Annotated in this window: 16 protein-coding genes; 7 read left to right on the forward strand and 9 right to left on the reverse strand. The window is 72.8% G+C overall.

What is annotated here, in order from left to right:
* Positions 1-451 precede the first annotated feature (451 nt).
* The 3 genes from ACFYYB_RS41745 to ACFYYB_RS41755 form a co-directional block, all read right to left on the reverse strand.
* Positions 452-2,686 (reverse strand): acetate--CoA ligase family protein, encoded by a 2,235-nt coding sequence (locus tag ACFYYB_RS41745; RefSeq protein ID WP_389443899.1) that lies wholly within the window; start codon positions 2,684-2,686, stop codon positions 452-454.
* Positions 2,687-2,943: 257 nt separating this feature from the next.
* Entirely contained in the window at positions 2,944-3,285 is a 342-nt protein-coding gene (locus ACFYYB_RS41750) for a DUF5713 family protein (protein WP_389443901.1), read from the reverse strand.
* Between the two features lie 138 nt (positions 3,286-3,423).
* The gene (locus ACFYYB_RS41755; protein WP_389443903.1) at positions 3,424-4,617 is read right to left on the reverse strand and encodes a flavin-containing monooxygenase; all 1,194 of its coding nucleotides are present in this window, start codon (positions 4,615-4,617) and stop codon (positions 3,424-3,426) included.
* Between the two features lie 220 nt (positions 4,618-4,837).
* Between ACFYYB_RS41755 and ACFYYB_RS41760 the strand changes: the two genes are divergently transcribed.
* On the forward strand, positions 4,838-5,278 hold the full coding sequence (locus ACFYYB_RS41760; RefSeq protein ID WP_389443905.1) for a Zn-ribbon domain-containing OB-fold protein: 441 nt from the start codon (positions 4,838-4,840) through the stop codon (positions 5,276-5,278).
* 76 nt (positions 5,279-5,354) lie between these two features.
* Here ACFYYB_RS41760 and ACFYYB_RS41765 read toward each other — a convergent pair whose 3' ends face one another.
* Positions 5,355-6,050, reverse strand: coding sequence for a pyridoxal 5'-phosphate synthase (locus ACFYYB_RS41765; RefSeq protein ID WP_389443907.1), 696 nt, complete (start codon positions 6,048-6,050; stop codon positions 5,355-5,357).
* An 85-nt stretch (positions 6,051-6,135) separates the two neighbouring features.
* On the opposite strand from ACFYYB_RS41765, the gene ACFYYB_RS41770 reads away from it, so the two are divergent.
* On the forward strand, positions 6,136-6,642 hold the full coding sequence (locus ACFYYB_RS41770; RefSeq protein WP_389443909.1) for a hypothetical protein: 507 nt from the start codon (positions 6,136-6,138) through the stop codon (positions 6,640-6,642).
* Between the two features lie 83 nt (positions 6,643-6,725).
* Here ACFYYB_RS41770 and ACFYYB_RS41775 read toward each other — a convergent pair whose 3' ends face one another.
* The 3 genes from ACFYYB_RS41775 to ACFYYB_RS41785 all read right to left on the reverse strand — a co-directional run bounded on the left by ACFYYB_RS41775 (position 6,726) and on the right by ACFYYB_RS41785 (position 10,226).
* On the reverse strand, positions 6,726-7,658 hold the full coding sequence (locus ACFYYB_RS41775) for a D-alanyl-D-alanine carboxypeptidase family protein (RefSeq protein ID WP_389443911.1): 933 nt from the start codon (positions 7,656-7,658) through the stop codon (positions 6,726-6,728).
* A gap of 323 nt (positions 7,659-7,981) precedes the next feature.
* Positions 7,982-8,908, reverse strand: a complete 927-nt coding sequence (locus ACFYYB_RS41780; RefSeq protein ID WP_389443913.1) for a D-alanyl-D-alanine carboxypeptidase family protein — start codon at positions 8,906-8,908, stop codon at positions 7,982-7,984.
* A gap of 100 nt (positions 8,909-9,008) precedes the next feature.
* Positions 9,009-10,226 (reverse strand): acetyl-CoA acetyltransferase, encoded by a 1,218-nt coding sequence (locus tag ACFYYB_RS41785; RefSeq protein WP_389443915.1) that lies wholly within the window; start codon positions 10,224-10,226, stop codon positions 9,009-9,011.
* Positions 10,227-10,316: 90 nt separating this feature from the next.
* On the opposite strand from ACFYYB_RS41785, the gene ACFYYB_RS41790 reads away from it, so the two are divergent.
* The 3 genes from ACFYYB_RS41790 (at position 10,317) to ACFYYB_RS41800 (ending at position 12,640) form a co-directional block, all read left to right on the forward strand.
* Positions 10,317-10,808: a nucleotidyltransferase domain-containing protein gene (locus ACFYYB_RS41790; protein ID WP_389443985.1), complete on the forward strand. Its 492-nt coding sequence runs from the start codon at positions 10,317-10,319 to the stop codon at positions 10,806-10,808.
* Positions 10,809-10,946: 138 nt separating this feature from the next.
* Positions 10,947-12,167, forward strand: coding sequence for an acyl-CoA dehydrogenase family protein (locus ACFYYB_RS41795; RefSeq protein ID WP_389443917.1), 1,221 nt, complete (start codon positions 10,947-10,949; stop codon positions 12,165-12,167).
* Positions 12,167-12,640: a nitroreductase family deazaflavin-dependent oxidoreductase gene (locus ACFYYB_RS41800; protein WP_327253356.1), complete on the forward strand. Its 474-nt coding sequence runs from the start codon at positions 12,167-12,169 to the stop codon at positions 12,638-12,640. Before ACFYYB_RS41795 ends, ACFYYB_RS41800 begins: the two co-directional genes overlap by 1 nt.
* 153 nt (positions 12,641-12,793) lie before the next feature.
* On the opposite strand, the gene ACFYYB_RS41805 is transcribed toward ACFYYB_RS41800, so the two are convergent.
* The gene (locus tag ACFYYB_RS41805; RefSeq protein ID WP_250742709.1) at positions 12,794-13,441 is read right to left on the reverse strand and encodes a TetR family transcriptional regulator; all 648 of its coding nucleotides are present in this window, start codon (positions 13,439-13,441) and stop codon (positions 12,794-12,796) included.
* Positions 13,442-13,742: 301 nt separating this feature from the next.
* Here ACFYYB_RS41805 and ACFYYB_RS41810 point away from each other — a divergent pair, with 301 nt between their 5' ends.
* Positions 13,743-14,543 carry a VOC family protein gene (locus ACFYYB_RS41810; RefSeq protein WP_389443920.1) on the forward strand — a complete coding sequence of 267 codons (801 nt, stop codon included), beginning with the start codon at positions 13,743-13,745 and terminating at the stop codon, positions 14,541-14,543.
* Positions 14,544-14,585: 42 nt separating this feature from the next.
* Here ACFYYB_RS41810 and ACFYYB_RS41815 read toward each other — a convergent pair whose 3' ends face one another.
* Positions 14,586-16,058, reverse strand: coding sequence for a hypothetical protein (locus ACFYYB_RS41815; RefSeq protein WP_389443922.1), 1,473 nt, complete (start codon positions 16,056-16,058; stop codon positions 14,586-14,588).
* Between the two features lie 585 nt (positions 16,059-16,643).
* Here ACFYYB_RS41815 and ACFYYB_RS41820 point away from each other — a divergent pair.
* On the forward strand, positions 16,644-19,094 hold the full coding sequence (locus ACFYYB_RS41820) for a PQQ-binding-like beta-propeller repeat protein (protein WP_389443924.1): 2,451 nt from the start codon (positions 16,644-16,646) through the stop codon (positions 19,092-19,094).
* Positions 19,095-19,188 lie beyond the last annotated feature (94 nt).

Below are 19,188 nucleotides of genomic sequence, written 5' to 3' on the forward strand. Positions count from 1 at the left end.
TTTAGGCGCCCTGCCTCCGACTCCGACAGGGTGCGGGGTGCTCTAGCGCCACAAATCACGTTTTACGTCCAGGCCAACACCCCACCCCGCCCCCGTCCCCGACCCCGGTACGCAGCCTGAGCCATTTCAGCCGTCCGGCGTTTGAGGACCGGGGTCTGGGGCGGAGCCCCAGGGGTCCGGGCGCAGCCCGGGACCTCTTTGCTTTTAGCCCGTCCGGCGTTTGAGGACCGGGGTCCGGGCAGCGCCCGGGGAACGGTGGAAGGGCGGGTAGGGGAACTCCGCCCCGCAGGGCCCACCCAGTCGCACCCGCCCACCGGACCCCGCGCCGGGACGGCGGTGGCGAGCACCCCGACCGGCCACCGCCGGACGGAGTCCGGCGCAGCGCGGCGCGTCAAGGAGGGGCGGCCCGCCAGGGACGCATCGTGCGAGCGGTGCCTGGGAGGGGCGGGGCTCAGTGGCAGATGGCGAGCGCGTCCAGCGCCACCGCCCCCTGCCCCCGCGGCAGCACCATCAGCGGGTTGATGTCCAGCTCCGACAGCTCGTCGCCCAGTTCCATCGCCATCCGCTGGACCCGGAGGATGACCTCCACCAGCGCGTCGACGTCGGCGGGGGGCGCCCCCCGTACGCCCTCCAGCAGTGCGTGCCCGCGCAGCTCCCCGAGCATCGCCCGCGCCTGGTCCTCGCCGAAGGGCGGCACCCGTACGGCCACGTCGTGCAGCACCTCCACCAGGACTCCGCCCAGGCCCACCGTGACGGTCGGGCCGAAGAGGTCGTCCTGGGTGACCCCGACGACCATCTCGACTCCGCGTTCCACCATCTGGCACACGAGGATCCCGTCCAGCGGGACGTTCTCGTAGCGGGCGATGTCCGTCAGTTCGCGGTAGGCGTCCCGGATCTGGCTGGCCGAGGTCAGGCCGATCTTGACCAGTCCCAGTTCCGTCTTGTGCGCGAGCTGGGGCCCCGAGGCCTTCATGACGACCGGGTATCCGACGAGTCCGGCCGCCCGTACGGCCGCTGCGGCGCTGGTCACCAATTGCTCGCGGGGCACCCGGATCCCGTAGGCGCGCAGGAGTTGCTTCGCCGCGTGCTCGCTGAGCTGCTGGCCCGGGCGCATGAGGGCCTGGGCCTTGCGGAAGGAGGGGGAGGTGGTGCGGGGGGCGTCCTCGAAGGGGGAGCGGTAGGCGGCGGTGAAGCGGTGGTGGCCCAGGTAGGCGCGGACGGCGGTGATGCAGTTGCCGAAGGTGCGGAAGGTCGCGACCCGGGAGGAGCCGAGGAGGGTGGTGCGGTAGGCCTCCTCCGTGCCGACCGGGGAGCCCCAGATCACGCAGATCAGCTTGTCGGTCTGCTCGGCGGCGTCCACCAGGTCCTGGGCCAGTTTGTCGCTCATCGGGGGGAAGGGGCCCGTGATCGGACAGATCAGGACTCCTACGGAGGGGTCCGCGAGGATGGCGTCGATGATCTTGCGGCCGCGCCAGTCGCCCACCGGGTGGCCGCCGTTGTCCACGGGGTTGGAGACGCCCAGGTACTCCGGGATCCACTGGTGCAGTTCGTCCTGCTTGGCCTGCGAGAGGGTGGGGATGCTGAGGCCCGCCTCGGTGGCCAGGTCGGAGAAGTGGGCGCCGGTGCCGCCGGAGATGGAGTAGACGACCACTCCGTCAGCGAGGGGCTTGCGGGCGCGCGCCAGGAGGGCCGCGGTGTCCTGGAGTTCGTCGAGGCCGTCGACCCGGATGACGCCGAACTGGCGCATGGCGGCGTCCACGACGGTGTCCGCGCCGGTGAGCTTCCCGGTGTGGGAGGCGGCCATGCGGGCGCCGGTCTCGGTGCGGCCGACCTTGACGGCGACGACGGGGACGCCGTTGCGGGCGGCGCGGTCGGCGGCCAGGAGGAACTGCCGGCCGTCCTTGAGGCCTTCGACGTAGCAGGCGATGGCTCCGACCTCGGGCTGCTCGGCGAAGTAGGAGATGAAGTCGGAGGTTTCGAGGTCGGCCTCGTTGCCGGTGGGCGCCCAGTGGGAGAGGCGGATGCCCAGCTCCTGGAGGGTGTAGACCGGCCGGCCCTGGTGGCCGGACTGGGTGATGAGCGCGATGGCCGGGCCGTCGAGGTCATCGCGGAACTTCTCGAAGGCGTTGAGGTTCGTGTTGGGGCCGAGCAGGCGCAGGCCGGAGCGCCGTACGGCGGCGCCCAGGCGGGCCTGTGCGGCGGCGCCCTCGTCGCCGGTCTCGGCGAAGCCGGAGGCGAAGGCGACGGCGAACTTGACCTTGGCTTCGGCCAGTTGCTCCACGATGGGGAGCGGGTCGGCGACCAGGAGGACGGCGAGGTCCACCTGTTCGGGCAGGTCGGCCACGGAGGCGTGGCAGGGCAGCCCGAAGACCGTGGCCCGGGTGGGGTGCACGGGGTGCAGCCGGGCACCTACGCGTTCCGCCCAGGCGATGAGCTGGCGGGTGATGCCGGTGTTCGGTCTGCCGTCGGCGTCCGAGGCGCCGATGACCGCCACGGACTCGGGCCGGAAGAACCGGTCCAGGTCGGGGGCGTCGGCGTGCAGGGGTCGACCGCTGACGTCCAGCGCGACCGTGTCCTCGGCGGACGGGGCCGCTGTGGAGTGGACGGCCGTCCTGGGGGTCTCCCCGCAGGCCTCGACACGTGCGCGGAAGTCGGTGGTGAGGGTGCCGTGAGTAGATCCAAGCATCGTTCCGCCCGCTCCTGCTCGATGAACCTCGACGAATCTCAATAACTGACGCGTAGTCAGATTACTGAACTGACGTGCCGTCAGGAACAGGGATGCACAGGAAAGCTGGTGGAGGTGATGTGTGGAACGCCCACGGCCCGGCTTCCGGGGTGCGGTGTACGGGCGTTCAGGGAACGGTCTCAGATTGCCGGGGGCCGGTCCAGACCAGTATTCGGCCGAGGTCAGAGGGCGTGTGGGCCGCGCCGCTCACCGGGTGCTCACCACTCGCGGGGGGCGATGAGCTCCTCTATGTCCGCGTCCGGGAATCCGTAGGCGGAGGCCACGAACGCGAAGTCCTCGGCTATCTCCTCGCGCGCCACGGTCTCGATCTCGCTCCCGGCGGCCTCGAACTCCGCTTCCAGCAGGTTGAACTCCTCGGTCGCCGCCCCCGTCAGCACGTACAGCGCGGCCAGGTGCGGGGGCTGCTCGGCCTCGATGCGCGCGCAGAGGCGGAGCAGGATCTCCCGGCCCTTGTCGAGGACGTGATCCGGGTAGTACGCGTCCGCGTAGAGCGGCTTCAGGAAGGAACGGCCCGCCGCTTGCTGGTTCGTGATCGACACGATGTCCCCCGTGGTTCCGCCGGATCCGTGGGCGGTCGGTCCGTCCGTTCGTCCGGCATTCCGATGGTCCACCAGACCACTGACAACGGGTCTCGACGAGGAGTCCCCTCGGCCGGATGCCTGCACGCGCACCCCGGCCTAGGTGCGGACCCTCCGGGCGATGGACTTGGCGATCTTCTCCGCGTCCAGGGCCAGTTCGCGGAGGTTGCCGCTGATCGGGTTGGTGAAGCCGGTGAAGTACAGGCCCGGGGCGCCGGGCGGGGTCGTGGCGCCGTGCGTGCGGGGGCGGCCGCGGTCGTCCAGTACGTCGAGGCCGTCGAGCAGGCCCTCCAGGGCGCGGCGGTAGCCGGTGGCCGCGATGACGGCGTCCGGGGTGATCCGGGAGCCGTCCGCGAGGACCACCTCGGCTCCGTCGAAGGAGTCGACGGCCGCCACGGGCTCCACCCGGCCCGTGCGGACCGCGTCGATCAGGCCGACGTCCTGGATCGGGATCGCCCCCTGCTTGACCCTGCTGTACAGGCCGGTGGTGGGGCGCGGGAGTCCGTACGCGGACAGGTCCGGGACCGAGGCCCTGCCGACGATCGCGCCGAGCCGGTCGACCAGCCGGACGGGCAGGCGCCGGACCAGGATCCCGGTCCGCTGGGAGGGCCAGCCCGCGGTGGAGCGGCGCAGGATGTGCGGGGCCGTGCGCACCGCGAGCCGCACGCGGGAGGCGCCGCCTTCGGCGAGGTCGACGGCGATCTCGGCACCCGTGTTGCCGACGCCGACGACGAGGACGTCCCGGCCGGCGTAGGGGGCCGGATTCCGGTACTCGGCCGCGTGCGCGAGGGGGCCCGGATAGGCGTCCCGACCGGGCCAGTCGGGCACGAAGGGGGTGTGGTTGAAGCCCGTCGCGATCACGACCGCCCGCGCCGCCATGACGCGGCCGCCGGTGGCGTGCAGGGTCCAGCCGGGGGCGCCGGTGCCGTCGGGGCCGGAGTCCGCGGAGGGCTCGATGTGGGTCACCTCGATGCCGGTGGCGATCTCCAGCTCGTGGAACTCGGCGTACTTCTCGAGGTACCGGACCACGTTCTCGCGCGCCACCCAGCGTCCGAAGCGGCGCGGTATGGACAGGCCGGGCAGGGCGGAGAGGCGGCGCGTGGTGTGCAGGTGGAGGCGGTCATAGTGCCTCCGCCACGAAGCGCCGACCGACTCGGACTTCTCCACGACCACCGCACGGACCCCGCGGGCGCGCAGCGCGGCGGCGACGGCGAGGCCGCCGGGGCCGGCGCCGATCACGTAGACCGGGCGGGGCTGGGTGGACAGGTCGGGTGCTGCGGGGACTCCGGGCATGAGGTGTGAGCGTATCGCCGTACGGGGGCGGTGGGTCTCGGACGAGGAGGGAATCGGTTGCGGATCGATTACGGGGAGTGGTGGGGCCGCGCCGTGGGAGCCCGGGGTGCGGGAGCCGGGGCGCGGGGCCCCGGGGGTGGGGACTTGTGGGATGGGGCGGGATCCGGTGAACTGACGGTACGTCAGGTCAGTGGATGGTGTGCCCCGGAGGAGTGGTGTCGTGAGTACTGGAGCCGGTACGGCTGCGCGGTTCGACCTGCCGGAGATCGACGATTTCACGCGGCCCTACTGGGACGCGGCGGCACAGGGCCGGCTGCTGCTGCGCCGCTGCGGGGAATGCGGCAAGGCGCACCACTACCCGCGGGAGTTCTGCCCGGCCTGCTGGGCGGGGGAGGACCGCGTGACGTGGGAGACGGCGAGCGGGCGGGCCACGCTGTACACCTGGTCGGTGATCCACCGGAACGACCTGCCGCCCTTCGGGGAGCGGGTGCCGTACGTGGCGGCGGTGGTGGACCTGGCGGAGGGCCCGCGCATGATGACCGAGGTCGTGGGTGCGCCGGGGCCGGAGCTGCGGGTGGGCATGGACCTGGTGGTGACCTTCCGCGAGGCGGCGGAGGGGATCTGGGTGGCGGTCTTCACCCCGGCGGAGCCGGCGGCCTGAGGGCCGCCGGCGCGATCGCCGGGCACGGCCGCCGCGACGGCCGCCGCCGGGCCGCCGCCGCCTTGGACCCGGGGTGTCACGGCCACAGGAGGTGGTGGGTCCAGGGGGTGGTGGGCGTACGGGTGTAGTGGAGGCGGGTGTGGAGGCGGGCGGCGTCCCCCTGGAAGAACTCGATCTCCGTGGGGGCGAGGACGTACCGGGTCCAGGTCGGCGCCGGGGCATCCGGCTCCGCACCGGCCCGCTCCCAGGACCGCGCCGCCGCGGCGACCAGCTCCTCCCGGGAGGCCAGCACCTCGCTCTGCCGCCCCGTCAGCGCCGCCGCCAGCGCCCCGCGGGTGCGGGCCGCGAGGTCGGCCCGGCTCTCCACCGCGTCGCAGGCGGTGACCCGTCCCCGAATGCGGATCTGGCGGGCCACGGCAGGCCAGTAGAAGCCCAGCGCCGCGTCCGGCCGCCCGGCGAGCTGGCGGCCCTTCGCGCTGGTGGCGTGCGAGGCGAAGTGCAGGCCGCGCTCGTCGGCGTCGTGCAGCATCAGCGTCCGTACGTCGGGCCGCCCGTCCGCGTCCACCGTCGCCAGGCTCATCGTGTGCGGCTCGGGCTGCCCCGCCTTGGCGGCGTGCGTGAACCACTCCCGGAACAGTTCGAGCGGATCGGCCGGCGCGGTGGCCGGGTCGAAGGAGGGCAGCGGGCCGTCCCAGACGCGCAGGGAGTGCAGGGTGGTGTGGAAGTCGCCCAGGTCGCTCGGGTCGCTCATGTCGTTCGGCTCACTCGTCATTTCCCAATCGAACACCACGCGGCTCGGCCGTCACTACGATGTGTGCGTTTTACGTGCTTTACGTGAGTCGTGAGGGTGGGGAGACATGGGAATGGACAAGCGGGTCGGCGTCATACGAAGAGCCCTGGTGGCACTGCTCGTTGCCGGAGTCGCGGTGGCCTGCGGGCCCGCGTCGGGGGGTGGCGGGGCCCCGGCCGTCCCGTCGGGCTCCGCACCGGCCACCTCCGCACCGGCCACCTCCGCACCGGCGAGCTCCGCGCCGGCGAGCTCGCCCCCCGCCAGTTCGTCCCCGCCGACCTCCGCGGCGCCGACACCGGCTCCGACGAAGGCCCCGCCGCAGACCCGGACCCCGGCTCCCGCCGATGCGAAGCCGGCTCCGAAGCCCAGCCGCAGCACGGCGAAGCCGCCGGTCGCGAGCAAGACGCCGCAGGAACCTCCGAGCGGGGTCTGCGAGATCGTCTCCAACGCCGGGAACTGCTACAAGGCCGGTCAGTTCTGCCGCAAGGCCGACGTCGGACGCTCCACCCACGCCGCGAACGGGCGGATGATCTACTGCCGCATGGACGGCGCGCAGCCCCGCTGGCAGTACTAGGAACGCAGGGCGCACTGCGCGACGGGGGCGCTCCGCCCGGCCGTAGAGGTCGGGTGGAGCGCCCCCGTCAGGGCGTCACCGGATCAGTCGAGGACGTCCGGGATGGGCTCGGTGGTGGCGCTGCGCTGCAGCGACGACGTGGTGGCCGGGCCGGCGGCCCAGTCGATGAGCTTGATCGCGTCCGCGTAGCGCTCCTCGTCCTTCAGCAGGACGCCGATGACGGTCTTGCCGTTGCGGGTCGCGGCGAAGACGATGCACTTGCCCGCGGCCGTGCCGGTGCCGGTCTTGACGCCGATGGCGCCCGGGATCCCGTACCCGGTGGGACGGGGCTGGATCAGCAGGTTGGTGTTCTTCCACGTGGCGACGGTGGACGTGCCGCCACTGCTGTACGCGGTGGTCTTCACGATCGCCTTGAAGTTCGTGTAGCGCATCGCGGCGCGGGTGAGCTTCGCGAGGTCGCGCGCGGTGATGTGGTTGTTGCCGCGCGAGATGCCGTCGAAGGTGTCGTAGTGGGTGTTCGTCATCCCAAGGTCTTTCGCCTTGGTGTTCATCTTCGAGATGAAGCTCTGGACGCGTGCCGCCCGCGTCGAGCCCTGTCCGAAGGTGTCGGCGAGCGCGTAGGCGGCGTCGCAGCCCGAGGGCAGCATCATCGCGTACAGCAGCTGGCGGACGGTGGGCTTGGCGCCGGCCTTCAGGTAGGCCGAACTCGCGCCCTCCCGGGCGACGTAGTTCAGGTGCTCCTGCTGGATCGTGACCTTCTTGTCGAGGTCGAGGCCCGTCCTGGTGAGGACGACCAGGGCCGTCATGATCTTCGTGGTGCTGGCCCCCTCACGCTTGACGTCGCCCAGCTTGCTGGTGAGCGTGGCGCCCGTGGAGGCGTTCATCACGAAGGCGGAGGCGGCGGTGGTCGGCGGCGCGGAGGCGGCCTGGGCCGGTGAGGCGACCGTCAGGAGGGCGCCGGTGGCGACGGTGACGGCGAGAGCGGCGCGCGAGCGCCGCAGCAGGTTCGATATCAAGTCAGTTCCCGTGATGGCTGGAGGTTCCCCGAGCGGGCCGCGGACACCTGGGCGCCGGACCCTCCGGGAGCTTACGCAGCCGGACCGGAAAGGAGGCCGGTCGCGTCCGGGATTGAGGGTGCCCGGGGAACGGAACAGCCGCCCGCGGCCGAGGGGATGGACCGTTGTGGGGGTTTCGCGGTGTTTTGCGTACACGGCCCGCGTGCCCGCCTCGCTGCGGGGATGCGGGGGCCGCGGGGGATGCGGAACGGGGGCGCCCCGCCCGGCCGGAGAGGTCGGGTGGAGCGCCCCCGTGGATGTCACGACATCAGGGCGTCACCGCATCAGTCGAGGACGTCCGGAGTGCGATCGATGCTGCGCTTGGCCGGGGCACCGGCGGCCGGGCCGAGGGCCCAGTCGGTGAGCTTGATCGCGTCCGGGTAGCGGTCGTCGGACTTCAGCAGGACACCGATGATCGTCTTGCCGTTGCGGGTCACGGAGAAGACGAGGCACTGGCCCGCTGCCGTGCCGGAACCGGTCTTGACGCCGATGGCGCCGGGGGTCTGGTAGGCGTGTCCGGGCTTGATCAGCAGGTTGGTGTTGGTCCACGTGGCGTCCGTGGAGGTGCCGTCGCTGCTGTAGGAGGTGGTCTTCACGACCGACTTGAAGGTGGTGCCCTTCATCGCGGCGCGGGTGAGCTTCGCGAGGTCGCGGGCGGTGGACTGGCCCTTCCCCGCGGGCGAGATGCCGTCGAAGCTGTCGTAGGTGGTGTTGGCCATACCGAGGGTCTTCGCCTTGGCGTTCATCTTCGCGATGAAGTCCGCGACGCGGGCCGCCCTGGTCGTGCCCGAGCCGAAGGTGTCGGCGAGCGCGTAGGCGGCGTCGCAGCCCGAGGGCAGCATCAGCGCGTACAGGAGCCGGCGGACGGTCGGGGTGGCGCCGGCCTTCAGGTGGGCCGAGCTGCCGCCCTCCCGGTAGACGTAGTCCAGGTACTCCTGCTGGACGGTGACCCGCTTGTTCAGGTCGATGCCCGGCGTGGTGAGGACGACGTAGGCCGTCATGATCTTCGTGGTGCTGGCGACCTCGCGCTTGGTGTCCCCCAGCTTGCTGGAGAGCGTGGTCCCCGTGGTGCCGTCCATCACGAAGGCCGAGGCGGCCAGGGTCGGCGGCCCGGAAACGGCCTGGGCGGGCGAGGCGACCGTCAGGATGGCGCCGGTCGCGACGGTGATGGCGAGAGCGGCGCGCGAGCGCCGCAGCAGGTTCGATATCAAGTCAGTTCCCCGTGATGGCTGGAAGTTTCCCCGAAGAGGGCCGTGGGCACCGAGGTGCCCGGCCCGTCCGGGAGCTTACGCAGCCGCACCGACAGGACGATCAGTCGCGTCCCAGGATCACGGTGCCCGACGAGCAGAACCAGCCGCCCGTGCCCGAGGCGATGGCCACCTGTGGGAGGGTTCCGCCGCGTTTGCGTACTTGGCCCTCGCCCGCCTCGCCGCGGAGTTGGCGTACCGCTTCGACGAGGAGGAAGAGGCCGCGCATGCCGGGGTGGCAGGCGGAGAGTCCGCCGCCGTCCGTATTGACCGGGAATTCGCCGTCCCGCAGGAGGCGGCCTTTCTCCACGAACGCACCGCCTTCGCCCTTCGCGCAGAAGCCGAGGTCCTCCAGGGTGACGAGCGTCATATAGGTGAAGGCGTCGTAGATTTCGGCGAGGTCCACGTCCGCCGGGGTGAGCCCGGCGCGGGCGAAGGCCTGGCGGCCCGAGACCGCCGCCGGGGAGACGGTGAAGTCTTCCCACTCCGACATCGTGGTGTGCGAGACGGCGGTGCCGGAGCCGAGGATCCAGACGGGCTCCTTGGCCGTGTCCGGCACGTAGTCCTCCGCGGCCAGCAGGACCGCGCAGCCGCCGTCCGAGCGGATGCAGCAGTTCAGCTTCGTGAAGGGGTCCGCGATCATCCCGGAGGACAGGACGTCGTCGACCGTGATGGGGTCGCGGAACATCGCGTCCGGGTTGGTGGCGGCGTTCGCCCGTGCCTGGACGGCGACTTCGGCGAGCTGCTCCAGCGTCGTGCCGTACTCGTGCATGTGGCGGCGCGCGGCCATCGCGTACTTGGAGACGAGGGTGTGCCCGTACGGGACCTCGAACTGCAGCGGTCCCCGCGCCCCGAAGGAGAGGTTCGAGGTGCGGCGGCGGGCCTTGATGTCGGCGCGCGCGGTGGATCCGTAGACGAGGAGGACCGCGTTGGCGTGGCCGGCCGCGATGGCGTCGGCGGCGTGGGCGGCCATGACCTCCCAGGTGGAGCCGCCGACCGAGGTGGAGTCGACCCAGGTGGGGCGCAGGCCCAGGTACTCGGCGACCTCCACGGGCGCCAGGATGCCGAGGCCGGCCGAGGCGAAGCCGTCGATCACCGAGCGGTCCAGGCCGGAGTCGGCCAGGGCCCGGCGGGCGGCCTGTGCGTGCAGGGCGTACGGGGTGGGGCCGTCCACCCGGCCGCAGTCCGAGAGGGCGACACCGACGACGGCGACCCGCCGGCGGGGCGGGGCCTGATGGCCGGCGGTGGCGGTGGTGGCGGGTGCGGAGAGAGGTCCAGGCATGCCCTGACGGTACAACTGACGAACCGTCAGATGCTAGAGGGTCCGGATGGGTTGAGTGGGCCGCGGCGCCCTCCTATGCTGCGCCGCGTGATGGAGGCCGCTGAGGTGCTGTCCGTGCTGGAGCTGCTGCGCGGGGCGGGGGTGGACGTCTGGGTCGGGGGCGGGTGGGGGATCGATGCGCTCCTGGGGCGCCGGACCCGGGATCACCGCGACCTGGACCTGATGCACCGGCGGGAGCATGAGCCCGCCCTGCTGGCGGCCCTCGCGGGGGCGGGGTTCACGGAGACCGTGGACTGGCGCCCCGTGCGGTTCGTCTTCGCGCACGCCGACGGCCGGGAGATCGACCTCCATCCCCTGGTCTTCGCGGCCGACGGCTCGGCGGTCCAGGCGTCGCTGGAGCCGGAACGCCCCTTCCGCTACCCCGCCTCGTGCTTCGTGACGGGCGCGATCGCGGGGGTCGCCGTCCCGTGCCTGTCCGCCGAGCAGCAGGTGTACTTCCACCAGGGCTACGAGCCCACCGACCGCGACCGGCGGGACATGGCCCAACTCCGGCGGGCCTTCGGGGTCACCACCCACTTCTGAGGCGGTGGCTCCGTGGCGGCCGGGCGGGGCCCCGCCCCCTCCGCTCCGGCGATCGGCTTCGGGGTGGTCCGCCCCCTGTGCTTATGGCGCCGCTCGCCCTAACATGACGGCCCGTCAGATACGGGGAGGAGCCCGACGATGGATGCCGCCTTCACCGCGGAGCAGGACGAGATACGGCGTACCCTGCGCGAGATCCTGGGCAAACGCTGCGGCCCGGACGAGGTCAAGGCCGCCGTCCGCACCGCCGCCGGACACGACCGCGAGTTGTGGCAGCAGCTCGCCCGCCGGCTGGGGCTGCCGGGCATCGCCGTGGCCGAGGAGTACGGGGGCGTCGGCTGCGCCCCCGCCGACCTGGTCCTGGCCTGCGAGGAGACCGGGCGGGCGCTGCTGCCCTCACCGCTGCTGGCCACCGCCGTGCTCGCCGTGCCGCTGGTCACCGCCCTGGGCACCGGCGACCAGCGCTCCGCCCTCCTGCCGCCGCTCGCGGCGGGCGGGCTCACCGGCGCGCTCGCCGTACCCGGCCCCGCGCTGGCCACCGCCCTCGCCCTGACCGGGGACAACGCCCCGGGCGAATGGGCCGGTGGCGGCCGGGCCGGCGGGGTGCAGGCCCGCGCCGTGGACGGCGGCTGGCGACTGTACGGGGAGGTGGCCCAGGTGCTCGACGGTCACAGCGCCTCGCTGCTGCTGGTCGCCGCGCACACGGGAGGCTTCGCCCGCAGCCGCACCCTGCTGTTCCTCGTCCGGGAGGACGCGCCCGGCCTCGTACGGACCCGGCAGACCACCCTGGACGAGACCCGCCCGCAGGGCCGCATCCAACTCCGTGACGTCGAAGCCGAGTTGTTGGGTGGCGAAGACGCCGACGTGGCCGGGGCCCTCGCCGCCACCGGGCGCGGCGCCGCCGCCGCCCTGGCCGCCGAGGCGGTCGGCGCGGCCGCGCAGGCGCTCGCCCGCACCGTGGAGTACGTGCGGCAGCGCGAGCAGTTCGGCCGGGCCATCGGCTCGTTCCAGGCGGTCAAGCACCGCCTCGCGGACCTCTACGTACAGGTCCAGGCGGCCCGCTCCGCCGCCTACTACGCCGCCTGGGACCCGGAACAGGGCGGGCTCGCCCTGGCCCAGGCCCTCGAGGCGCTGCGGATCACCGCCGGGGAGGCCATCCAGCTGCACGGCGGCATCGGCTTCACCTGGGAGCACGACGCGCACCTCTACTTCAAGCGGGCGGCCGCCGACGAACTGCTCTTCGGCCCCGTCCACCGGCTGCGCGCCCACGCCGCGGAAGCCGCCGGGCTGTTCGCGCCCCTCGCGCCCGCGCCCGTACAAGCCCCCGCCCCCGCCCCACGGAACGAGAAGGTGGCCGTCTGATGGCGCCCGGAGTCAAGCTGATGCAGAAGGTCTCCTCGACCATGCTGTTCGCCAAGATCGCACCGCACTTCATCCCCGCCATGGACAAGGCGGTGCACAAGCTGACCCGCGGCAAGGTCATCCTCAGCGCCCAGATGCTCCCCGGCGTGATCCTCACCGCCAAGGGAGCCAAGACCGGCGAACCGCGCACCACCCCGCTCGCGTGCATGCCGGAGCAGGACGGGGCGAGCTGGATCCTGATCGGCTCGAACTTCGGCCGCCCCGGACACCCGGCGTGGACCGGGAACCTGCTCAAGAACCCTGATGCAGACGTGAGTTGGAAGGGTCAGGACATCGCCGTACGCGCCCGCCTGCTGGCGGGTGAGGAACGCGCGGCGGCGTGGCAGGCGGTACTGAAGTTCTGGCCGCCGTACGCGGCGTACCAGGCGCGCATCGAGCGCGAGATCCGGTTGTTCCGCCTGGAGCGTCGCTGATCGCGGCGGAAGTCCCGTGAGGCCGGGGTCCGGTGAGGCCGGGGTCCCATGAGGGCGAGGCCCCGCAAGGGCGAAGCCTCGCAAGGGCGAAGGCCCGTAAGACCGAAGCCCCGTGAGGCCGAAGGGGCGGCGGACCCGGTGGGGGTCCGCCGCTTACTTCGTGGGCTTCTTGCCCGTGATGCCCAGGTGGACCAGGAGCGCCAGGTTCGGCTTCAGTTCCGCCTGCTTGACGCCCCAGGTCTGGAACCCCTTCTGGTGCGAGGCGACCGCCGCCAGCATGGCGACCAGCGAACCGGCCATCGCCGCCGGACTCACGTCCTTGTCGACCTTGCCCTTGGCCTGGAGCTCCTTCATCGACTCCGTGAGGGAGTTGGTGACGGAGTTCAGGATCTTCATGCGGATCTTGTAGAACCGCTTGTCTCCCTCGGCCGCGCCGAGGTCGACGACCCGCAGGATTGCGTCGTTGCGCCGCCAGAACTCCAGGAAGCCGTCCACGAGTTCCTCGGCCGCCGCCCAGCCCGCCTTGCCGACCCACGCGCGCCCCTCGACCAGTGAGGTCAACTGGGCGCCCTCGTTGGCCATGCGCTCCGCGATCTCCAGGACGGCGCCTTCGACGTCCGGGAAGTACTGGTAGAAGGTCGCGGGGGAGGTACCGGCCTTGCGGGCGACGTCGATCACCTTGACGTCGCGGTACGGCGAGGAGCTGAGCATCTCGCTGAGGCAGTCGAGCAGCTTCTGCCTCGTCGCCTGACCGCGCCGGCCGGCAACGCGACCGTCGACGGTGCGTACTTGTCCTGTCATGCCGTCAGCTTACCGAGGGGTGATCGGCGCGCGATTCGGCCGCCTGCAAATGGGGTTACGGGACGCCTGGCCTGGGCGTACGCCGCTCCCGACCCGTCACGGCGACCGATTCCGGCCGCGTGGGGGCCCCGGGCGCGCCGTCCGGCTTCGGAGCCTATCCCCCGAATAGTCTTATCAACAGGCTGTGGACAAGTTTTCGGGCACATCATGATCCGGAGGACATGGCTGGGCGAGCGAGGCAGAACGTGCGCGGACGGTGCACACCCTTGCACACCCCCGCACAACGGAAGGAACCGGGCTCATGGCCGCATTCGCGGAAGGCTCACCCTGCTGGGTCGACGCCTCGCTGCCGGACGTGGAAGCCGGCAAGCGCTTCTACGGTGAGCTCTTCGGGTGGACCTTCGCCGACAGTGCGGGAGCCGAGTACGGCCACTACACCCAGGCCTACAGCCGCGGCCGCAATGTCGCCGCCCTCGCCCCCAAGCCCGACGGGCGCATGCCGACCGTCTGGGGGATCTACCTCTACACCACCGACGCGTACGCCTGCGCCCAGCGCATCCGCGCCGCCGGCGGCCAGATGGTGATGGACCCGATGCCGGTCGGCCCCTACGGGACCGCCGCGATGGCCGCCGACCCCGGCGGGGCCGTCTTCGGGCTGTGGCAGCCCGGCACCCACCACGGCTTCGACGCCCAGAACGAGCCCTACACGTACTGCTGGTCCGAGGTGTACACCCGGGCCCGCGATGCCGTGGACGTCTTCTACGCCAAGGTCTTCGGCTACGTCCCCGAGGACCAGAACGACGACGTGTCGGGCATCGAGTACCGCGTCTGGTCCCCGCCCGGCAAGGCGCCCGGCTCGGAGACCGCCGTCCTGGGGCGCAGCCTGATCACCGACGCCTTCCCGGAGATCATGCCCGCGCACTTCCTCGCGTACTTCGCCGTGCCGGACTGCGACCAGTCCGTGGCGATGGTGCAGCGCCTCGGCGGCCGGGTGACCGCCGACCCCTTCGACACTCCGTACGGGCGCATCGCGGTGGTCGCGGACAACCAGGGGGCGGTCTTCGGCCTGCTCTCGGAGCCGCGGACCAGGACGGGCCGCTAAGCCGTCTGTCCTGGTCCCGGTCCCGGTCCCGTCCCGTACGGGCTACGGCTTCACGGTGACGTCGTCCCGGCGGCTCTCGGCGTCGAAGTGCTTGCCGTCGGCGTCGCGGTAGCGGGCGATCCAGGCGCCGGTGCCCTCGGCGGTGAAGGCGTGGGAGAAGGCCCCGTCGTCGGTGGTCACCGAGTGGCCCTTGTAGACGTACTCCTGGCTGCCGGCGGGCTGGAAGTAGAACAGCACGAGCTGGCCGCCGTAGGCCTCCTCCGGGGTCCCGTGCCGCAGGGTGCCCTTGACGGAGAAGGTCTCGCCCTCGCGCAGCGGCTCCGGACCCGCGTTGAACTTCGTGAACTCCGTCGCCGTCCGGGTCAGCCGCACCGGCTCGGTGACGGAGCCCTGCATGCGCGCCGCCGCGGCGTAGCGGAGTCGCCAGTAGCCGTCCGCCTCGCCCGGCAGGGTTTGCTCGAAGCGGGCGGAGACCAGGTCGACGGTGAACACGTCGCGGGTCTTCCAGTCCGTCTTGCCGTCGGCCGAGTACTGCACCTCGACGAGGGTCGGGGCCGGGCTGAGCGGCTTGTGCGCGAGCCCTCCGCCGAAGGTCACGCCGTCGGCGCCGATCGTCGTCTTGACGTCCGTGAAGTAGCTGACCTCGACGACCTCGACCTTGGTGGCCGCGCTGACGTACCGCAGCCACGGGGACCTGCCGCCCGCCCACGTGGTCTTCACCGGGCCGCGGTGGACCGTCGTCAGCTGCCGCTCGAACCGGCCGTCCGCCGTCGTCTTCGGCTCACCAGTGAGGTCCGCGAGCATCGGCGTGCCCTCGGGGACGGGCTTCTGCGTGCCGTCCGCGGCGGTCCTGAGGGCTTGGCCCGTGATCGTGGTGGTGGCTCCGTAGCGGGCCTTGATCTTCCGGGACTCGGGGTCGAGGACGATCTCGGCCTTCTGGCGGACCGCGCGGGCGGTCTCGCTGCCGCTTCCGGGGCTCAGGTCCGGGGTTTCCGGGACGTCGACGCGCACATCGGTGTGGTCCTCCGTGCCCTGGAAGGTGAACGGAGCGGACACGTGGCCCCGCGCGTCGGTGGTGGCCTCCTGCGAGGTGCGGTCACCGGAGATGAGGACCTTGGTGTTCTTCAGCGGTGCGGTCGCCCCGGTGCGCGGGTCGAGGGTGGTGACGTCCGCGGACACGGTGGTCCCGAGCTTGTCGAGGGACACCCCGTCCGCCGCGTCCACGTTGCCGACCACCGAGCGCAGCCGGTAGTCGAAGTCCCCGCAGACGACGGGCTCGGCGGCGGAGCCGAGTTCGAGCGTGTACATCCCGAGGTCGGCCGGCTTGAGCGGCTCCGAGACCAGCTGGAAGTCGGGGAAGACGCCGTCCGGGTCGGTCACCTTGCGGAACGTGTCGACGGAGGCCACGCGCAGCCCCGTCTTCTTGTCCCGCAGGTGGACGACGAGGCCTTCGGGCACGCCCGTCCCGTCCTGCGCGCTGTGGACGCTGAGGGATCCGTCCTGCTTGGCGTACATGTCCGGCGGGCAGACGGGGGGCGCGGGTGCCGCGGGGACGGCGGCGGATTCGGGGGAAGGATCGACGTCGGGGGCGGACGCACCCGGTGCGCCGGACCCACCGGGCCCCTCGGCCGCGGCGTGCACCGACCCCGGCACGGCCAGGCCCCCCCAGCAGCGCAGTGGCGGCGACTACGGCTGAAGTCAAACGGTGACGCACGGATCCCCCCGGACCTTGAACGAGACGAGCTGAACGGGGGCTTAGACCCATGGCACCCGCGATGGGTTGTACGCCTTTCCCTACGCCTTTCCGCGGGCCCCTCCGCACGCCCTTTCCGTACGGATTGCGGGTTCACCGCGATCTCGGCCCGAAGCCCCGGCCCCGGCTCGCCCGCCGTGCCGGGGCCGGACCAGGCGCGGGCCTGACAGAATCGGGGGTGCGCGACCCGGGCGGCCCCCGGGGGTGAGACGCTGCACGGGGCAGGGCCCCGCGGCGGCTCGCGCGCATCCGGTGACGTGACGGCGATGACGGCGACGCCACCGGCGACGGCTGGAAGAGCGGGGACCGCGTGGGACCCCGTACGGGGATGGGTGTGGAGGCGAGTGGTGGAGCAGCTGACGCAGCACGACCCGAGACGGATCGGCCCCTTCGAGGTGCTGGGACGGCTCGGGGCCGGCGGCATGGGGCTGGTCTATCTCGCCCGGTCGGCGTCCGGACGCCGGGTGGCGATCAAGACGGTGCGCACCGAACTCGCCGAGGACCAGCTGTTCCGGGTCCGTTTCACCCGTGAGGTGGAGGCGGCCCGCGCCGTCTCCGGCTTCTACACCGCGGCCGTGGTCGACGCCGACCCGCGCGCGGCCGTGCCGTGGCTGGCGACCGCGTACGTACCGGCGCCCTCCCTGGAGGAGATCGTCCACGAGTGCGGGCCCATGCCCGCCCAGGCCGTACGGTGGCTCGCCGCCGGCATCGCCGAGGCGCTCCAGTCGATCCACGGGGCGGGCCTGGTCCACCGCGACCTGAAGCCCTCCAACGTGCTCGTCGTCGAGGACGGCCCGCGCGTGATCGACTTCGGCATCGCCAGCGGGGTCTCCAACACCCGCCTGACCATGACGAACGTCGCCGTCGGCACCCCCGCGTACATGTCGCCGGAGCAGGCCAAGGACTCGCGCAGCGTCAAGGGCGCCAGCGACGTGTTCTCGCTCGGCTCCACGCTGGTCTTCGCCGCCACCGGGCATCCGCCGTACCACGGGGCGAACCCGGTGGAGACGGTCTTCATGCTGCTGCGCGAGGGCCCCAACCTGGACGGGCTCCCCGACGAGCTCCGCCCGCTGATCGACTCCTGCATGCAGATGGACGCCACGCAGCGGCCGACCCCGGCCGACCTGCAGGCGCAGCTGGCCCCGCACCTCTTCGAGGGCGGCGACGAGAGCGGTACCGCCTCGGCGTGGCTGCCCGAGCGGGCCGTCGCGATGATCGAGGCCCGGCGGGCCGGCCACCGCAACGCGGCCGCCGCCGCTGCCGCCGCAGCCGCGGCGGTGCCGAGGCCGGCGTTTCCCCGGGCCGGGATCTCCGCGCCCATCGAGAGCGCCGGTCCGGCCGCCGGCCACGCGTCCGGTCCCGCCTCGGGGCCCGCCACGCACCGCCGCCAGCGCGGCGGAGCCGACCCCTGGACCGACCCGCGCACCGGCCAGGCCGTCCCGCAGCGCCCCGAGCACCCGCCGATGGCGCCCTCGGGCGAGCCCGTGCGGCTCGGCGGCTCCCCGGTGCCGATCGGCCCCGGCCCGCAGGCCTCCGCCTCCGCGCCGGCCGCCCACGCCGCCGCCTCGGACTCCGCGACCGGCTGGATCCGGCCGCCCGCCGGCACCCCGGTGGCGGGCCCCGCGCCCTCGGTCCTCGTACCGAACCCGGGCCCGGCCCCCGACAGCGGCCGGTGGCGGCCCTGGCGGTTCCGGATGTCCAACGAGGTCTGGGGCACCCCGACCGTCGCCGGCGACCTGCTCTACGTCACCTCCTTCGAGGTGCACGCCCTGGACGTGGCCAGCGGCCGCCGCCAGTTCAAGACCCGCGACGTCGCCTGGTCCATGGCCGTCTCCGACGGGCGCATCCACGCCTCCGACGGCCCCTCCCTCTACGCCCTGGACGCCACCGACGGCTCCGAGCGCTGGCGGCTGTCCGCCGACGCCTGGGTGTACGCGCTGCGCGCCGAGCGGGGCACCGTCGTCACCGCCACGCGCGGAGGCGGCGTACAGGCCTGGGAGTCGTCCAGCGGGCACAAGCTGTGGGAACTGACCGGCGCGCAGAGCGAGTTCGAGACCACCGAGGCGGCTCCCGTCCTGCACGACGGCACGGTCTACGTGTGGCAGGACGCCCGGCTGCGCGCCCTCGACGCCCGCTCCGGCCGGGAGTCCTGGTCCTACCCGATCGGCGACTCGGCCTCCTGCGGGAACGTGCCCGTACGGGTCACCCCCGCCCCCGACGGCAACGTCTACGTGGCCGCCGGCACCCGGGTGATCTCCATCGACCGGGCCTCGGGCCGGGTCCGCTGGCACTTCGAGGCCCCCGCCGTGTTCCTCGCGCCCCCGGCCTTCGCCCCCGGCGCGGCCGTCACGGGCGGCGGGGTCTACCTCGCGGACTACCTGGGCACCGTCTACGCCCTGGACGCGGCCACCGGCAAGGACCGCTGGCGCATCGCCACCGAACCCCGCCAGTCCGCCGACCCGGTCCTGGTCGCCGCCGGCAACGTCCACCTGGCCGCGGGCAGCGCCGTCTACACGCTCGACGCGGTCACCGGGACCCCGAAGTGGCGGTTCGCGGCGGGCGGGGAGATCACCGGTTCCCCGGCGGTCGCGGACGGCCGCGTGCACTTCGGATCCGCCGACCACTGCCTGTACACCCTCGACGCGTCGGGTGGCCAGCTCCGCTGGAAGCTGGCCACGGGCGGGGAGATCACCGGAGCCCCGGTGGCCGAGGCGGGCGTGGTCTACGCATGCAGCAAGGACCGCTGCGTCTACGCACTGGACGCCGCCAAGGGCACGGGAACCCGTACGGGAGGATGACGCGGCTCAGCTGCCGTCTGAGCTGCGGCTGAGCCGTTCGGGGGCCCGGTCGCGGCCCGGTCGCGGCCCCCTCGGGGTCGCGCACCGCACCGGG

The organism is Streptomyces sp. NPDC002886, assembly GCF_042888445.1.
Taxonomy (GTDB): Bacteria; Actinomycetota; Actinomycetes; order Streptomycetales; family Streptomycetaceae; genus Streptomyces.

Excerpts from the sequence above, each read along its gene's own strand:
- ACFYYB_RS41745 (WP_389443899.1), bottom strand. The coding sequence starts at position 2,686 with ATGCTTGGATCTACTCACGGCACCCTCACCACCGACTTCCGCGCACGT.
- ACFYYB_RS41755 (WP_389443903.1), bottom strand. The coding sequence starts at position 4,617 with ATGCCCGGAGTCCCCGCAGCACCCGACCTGTCCACCCAGCCCCGCCCG.
- ACFYYB_RS41765 (WP_389443907.1), bottom strand. The coding sequence starts at position 6,050 with ATGACGAGTGAGCCGAACGACATGAGCGACCCGAGCGACCTGGGCGAC.
- ACFYYB_RS41770 (WP_389443909.1), top strand. The coding sequence starts at position 6,136 with ATGGGAATGGACAAGCGGGTCGGCGTCATACGAAGAGCCCTGGTGGCA.
- ACFYYB_RS41785 (WP_389443915.1), bottom strand. The coding sequence starts at position 10,226 with ATGCCTGGACCTCTCTCCGCACCCGCCACCACCGCCACCGCCGGCCAT.
- ACFYYB_RS41790 (WP_389443985.1), top strand. The coding sequence starts at position 10,317 with ATGGAGGCCGCTGAGGTGCTGTCCGTGCTGGAGCTGCTGCGCGGGGCG.
- ACFYYB_RS41795 (WP_389443917.1), top strand. The coding sequence starts at position 10,947 with ATGGATGCCGCCTTCACCGCGGAGCAGGACGAGATACGGCGTACCCTG.
- ACFYYB_RS41800 (WP_327253356.1), top strand. The coding sequence starts at position 12,167 with ATGGCGCCCGGAGTCAAGCTGATGCAGAAGGTCTCCTCGACCATGCTG.
- ACFYYB_RS41805 (WP_250742709.1), bottom strand. The coding sequence starts at position 13,441 with ATGACAGGACAAGTACGCACCGTCGACGGTCGCGTTGCCGGCCGGCGC.
- ACFYYB_RS41810 (WP_389443920.1), top strand. The coding sequence starts at position 13,743 with ATGGCCGCATTCGCGGAAGGCTCACCCTGCTGGGTCGACGCCTCGCTG.
- ACFYYB_RS41815 (WP_389443922.1), bottom strand. The coding sequence starts at position 16,058 with ATGTACGCCAAGCAGGACGGATCCCTCAGCGTCCACAGCGCGCAGGAC.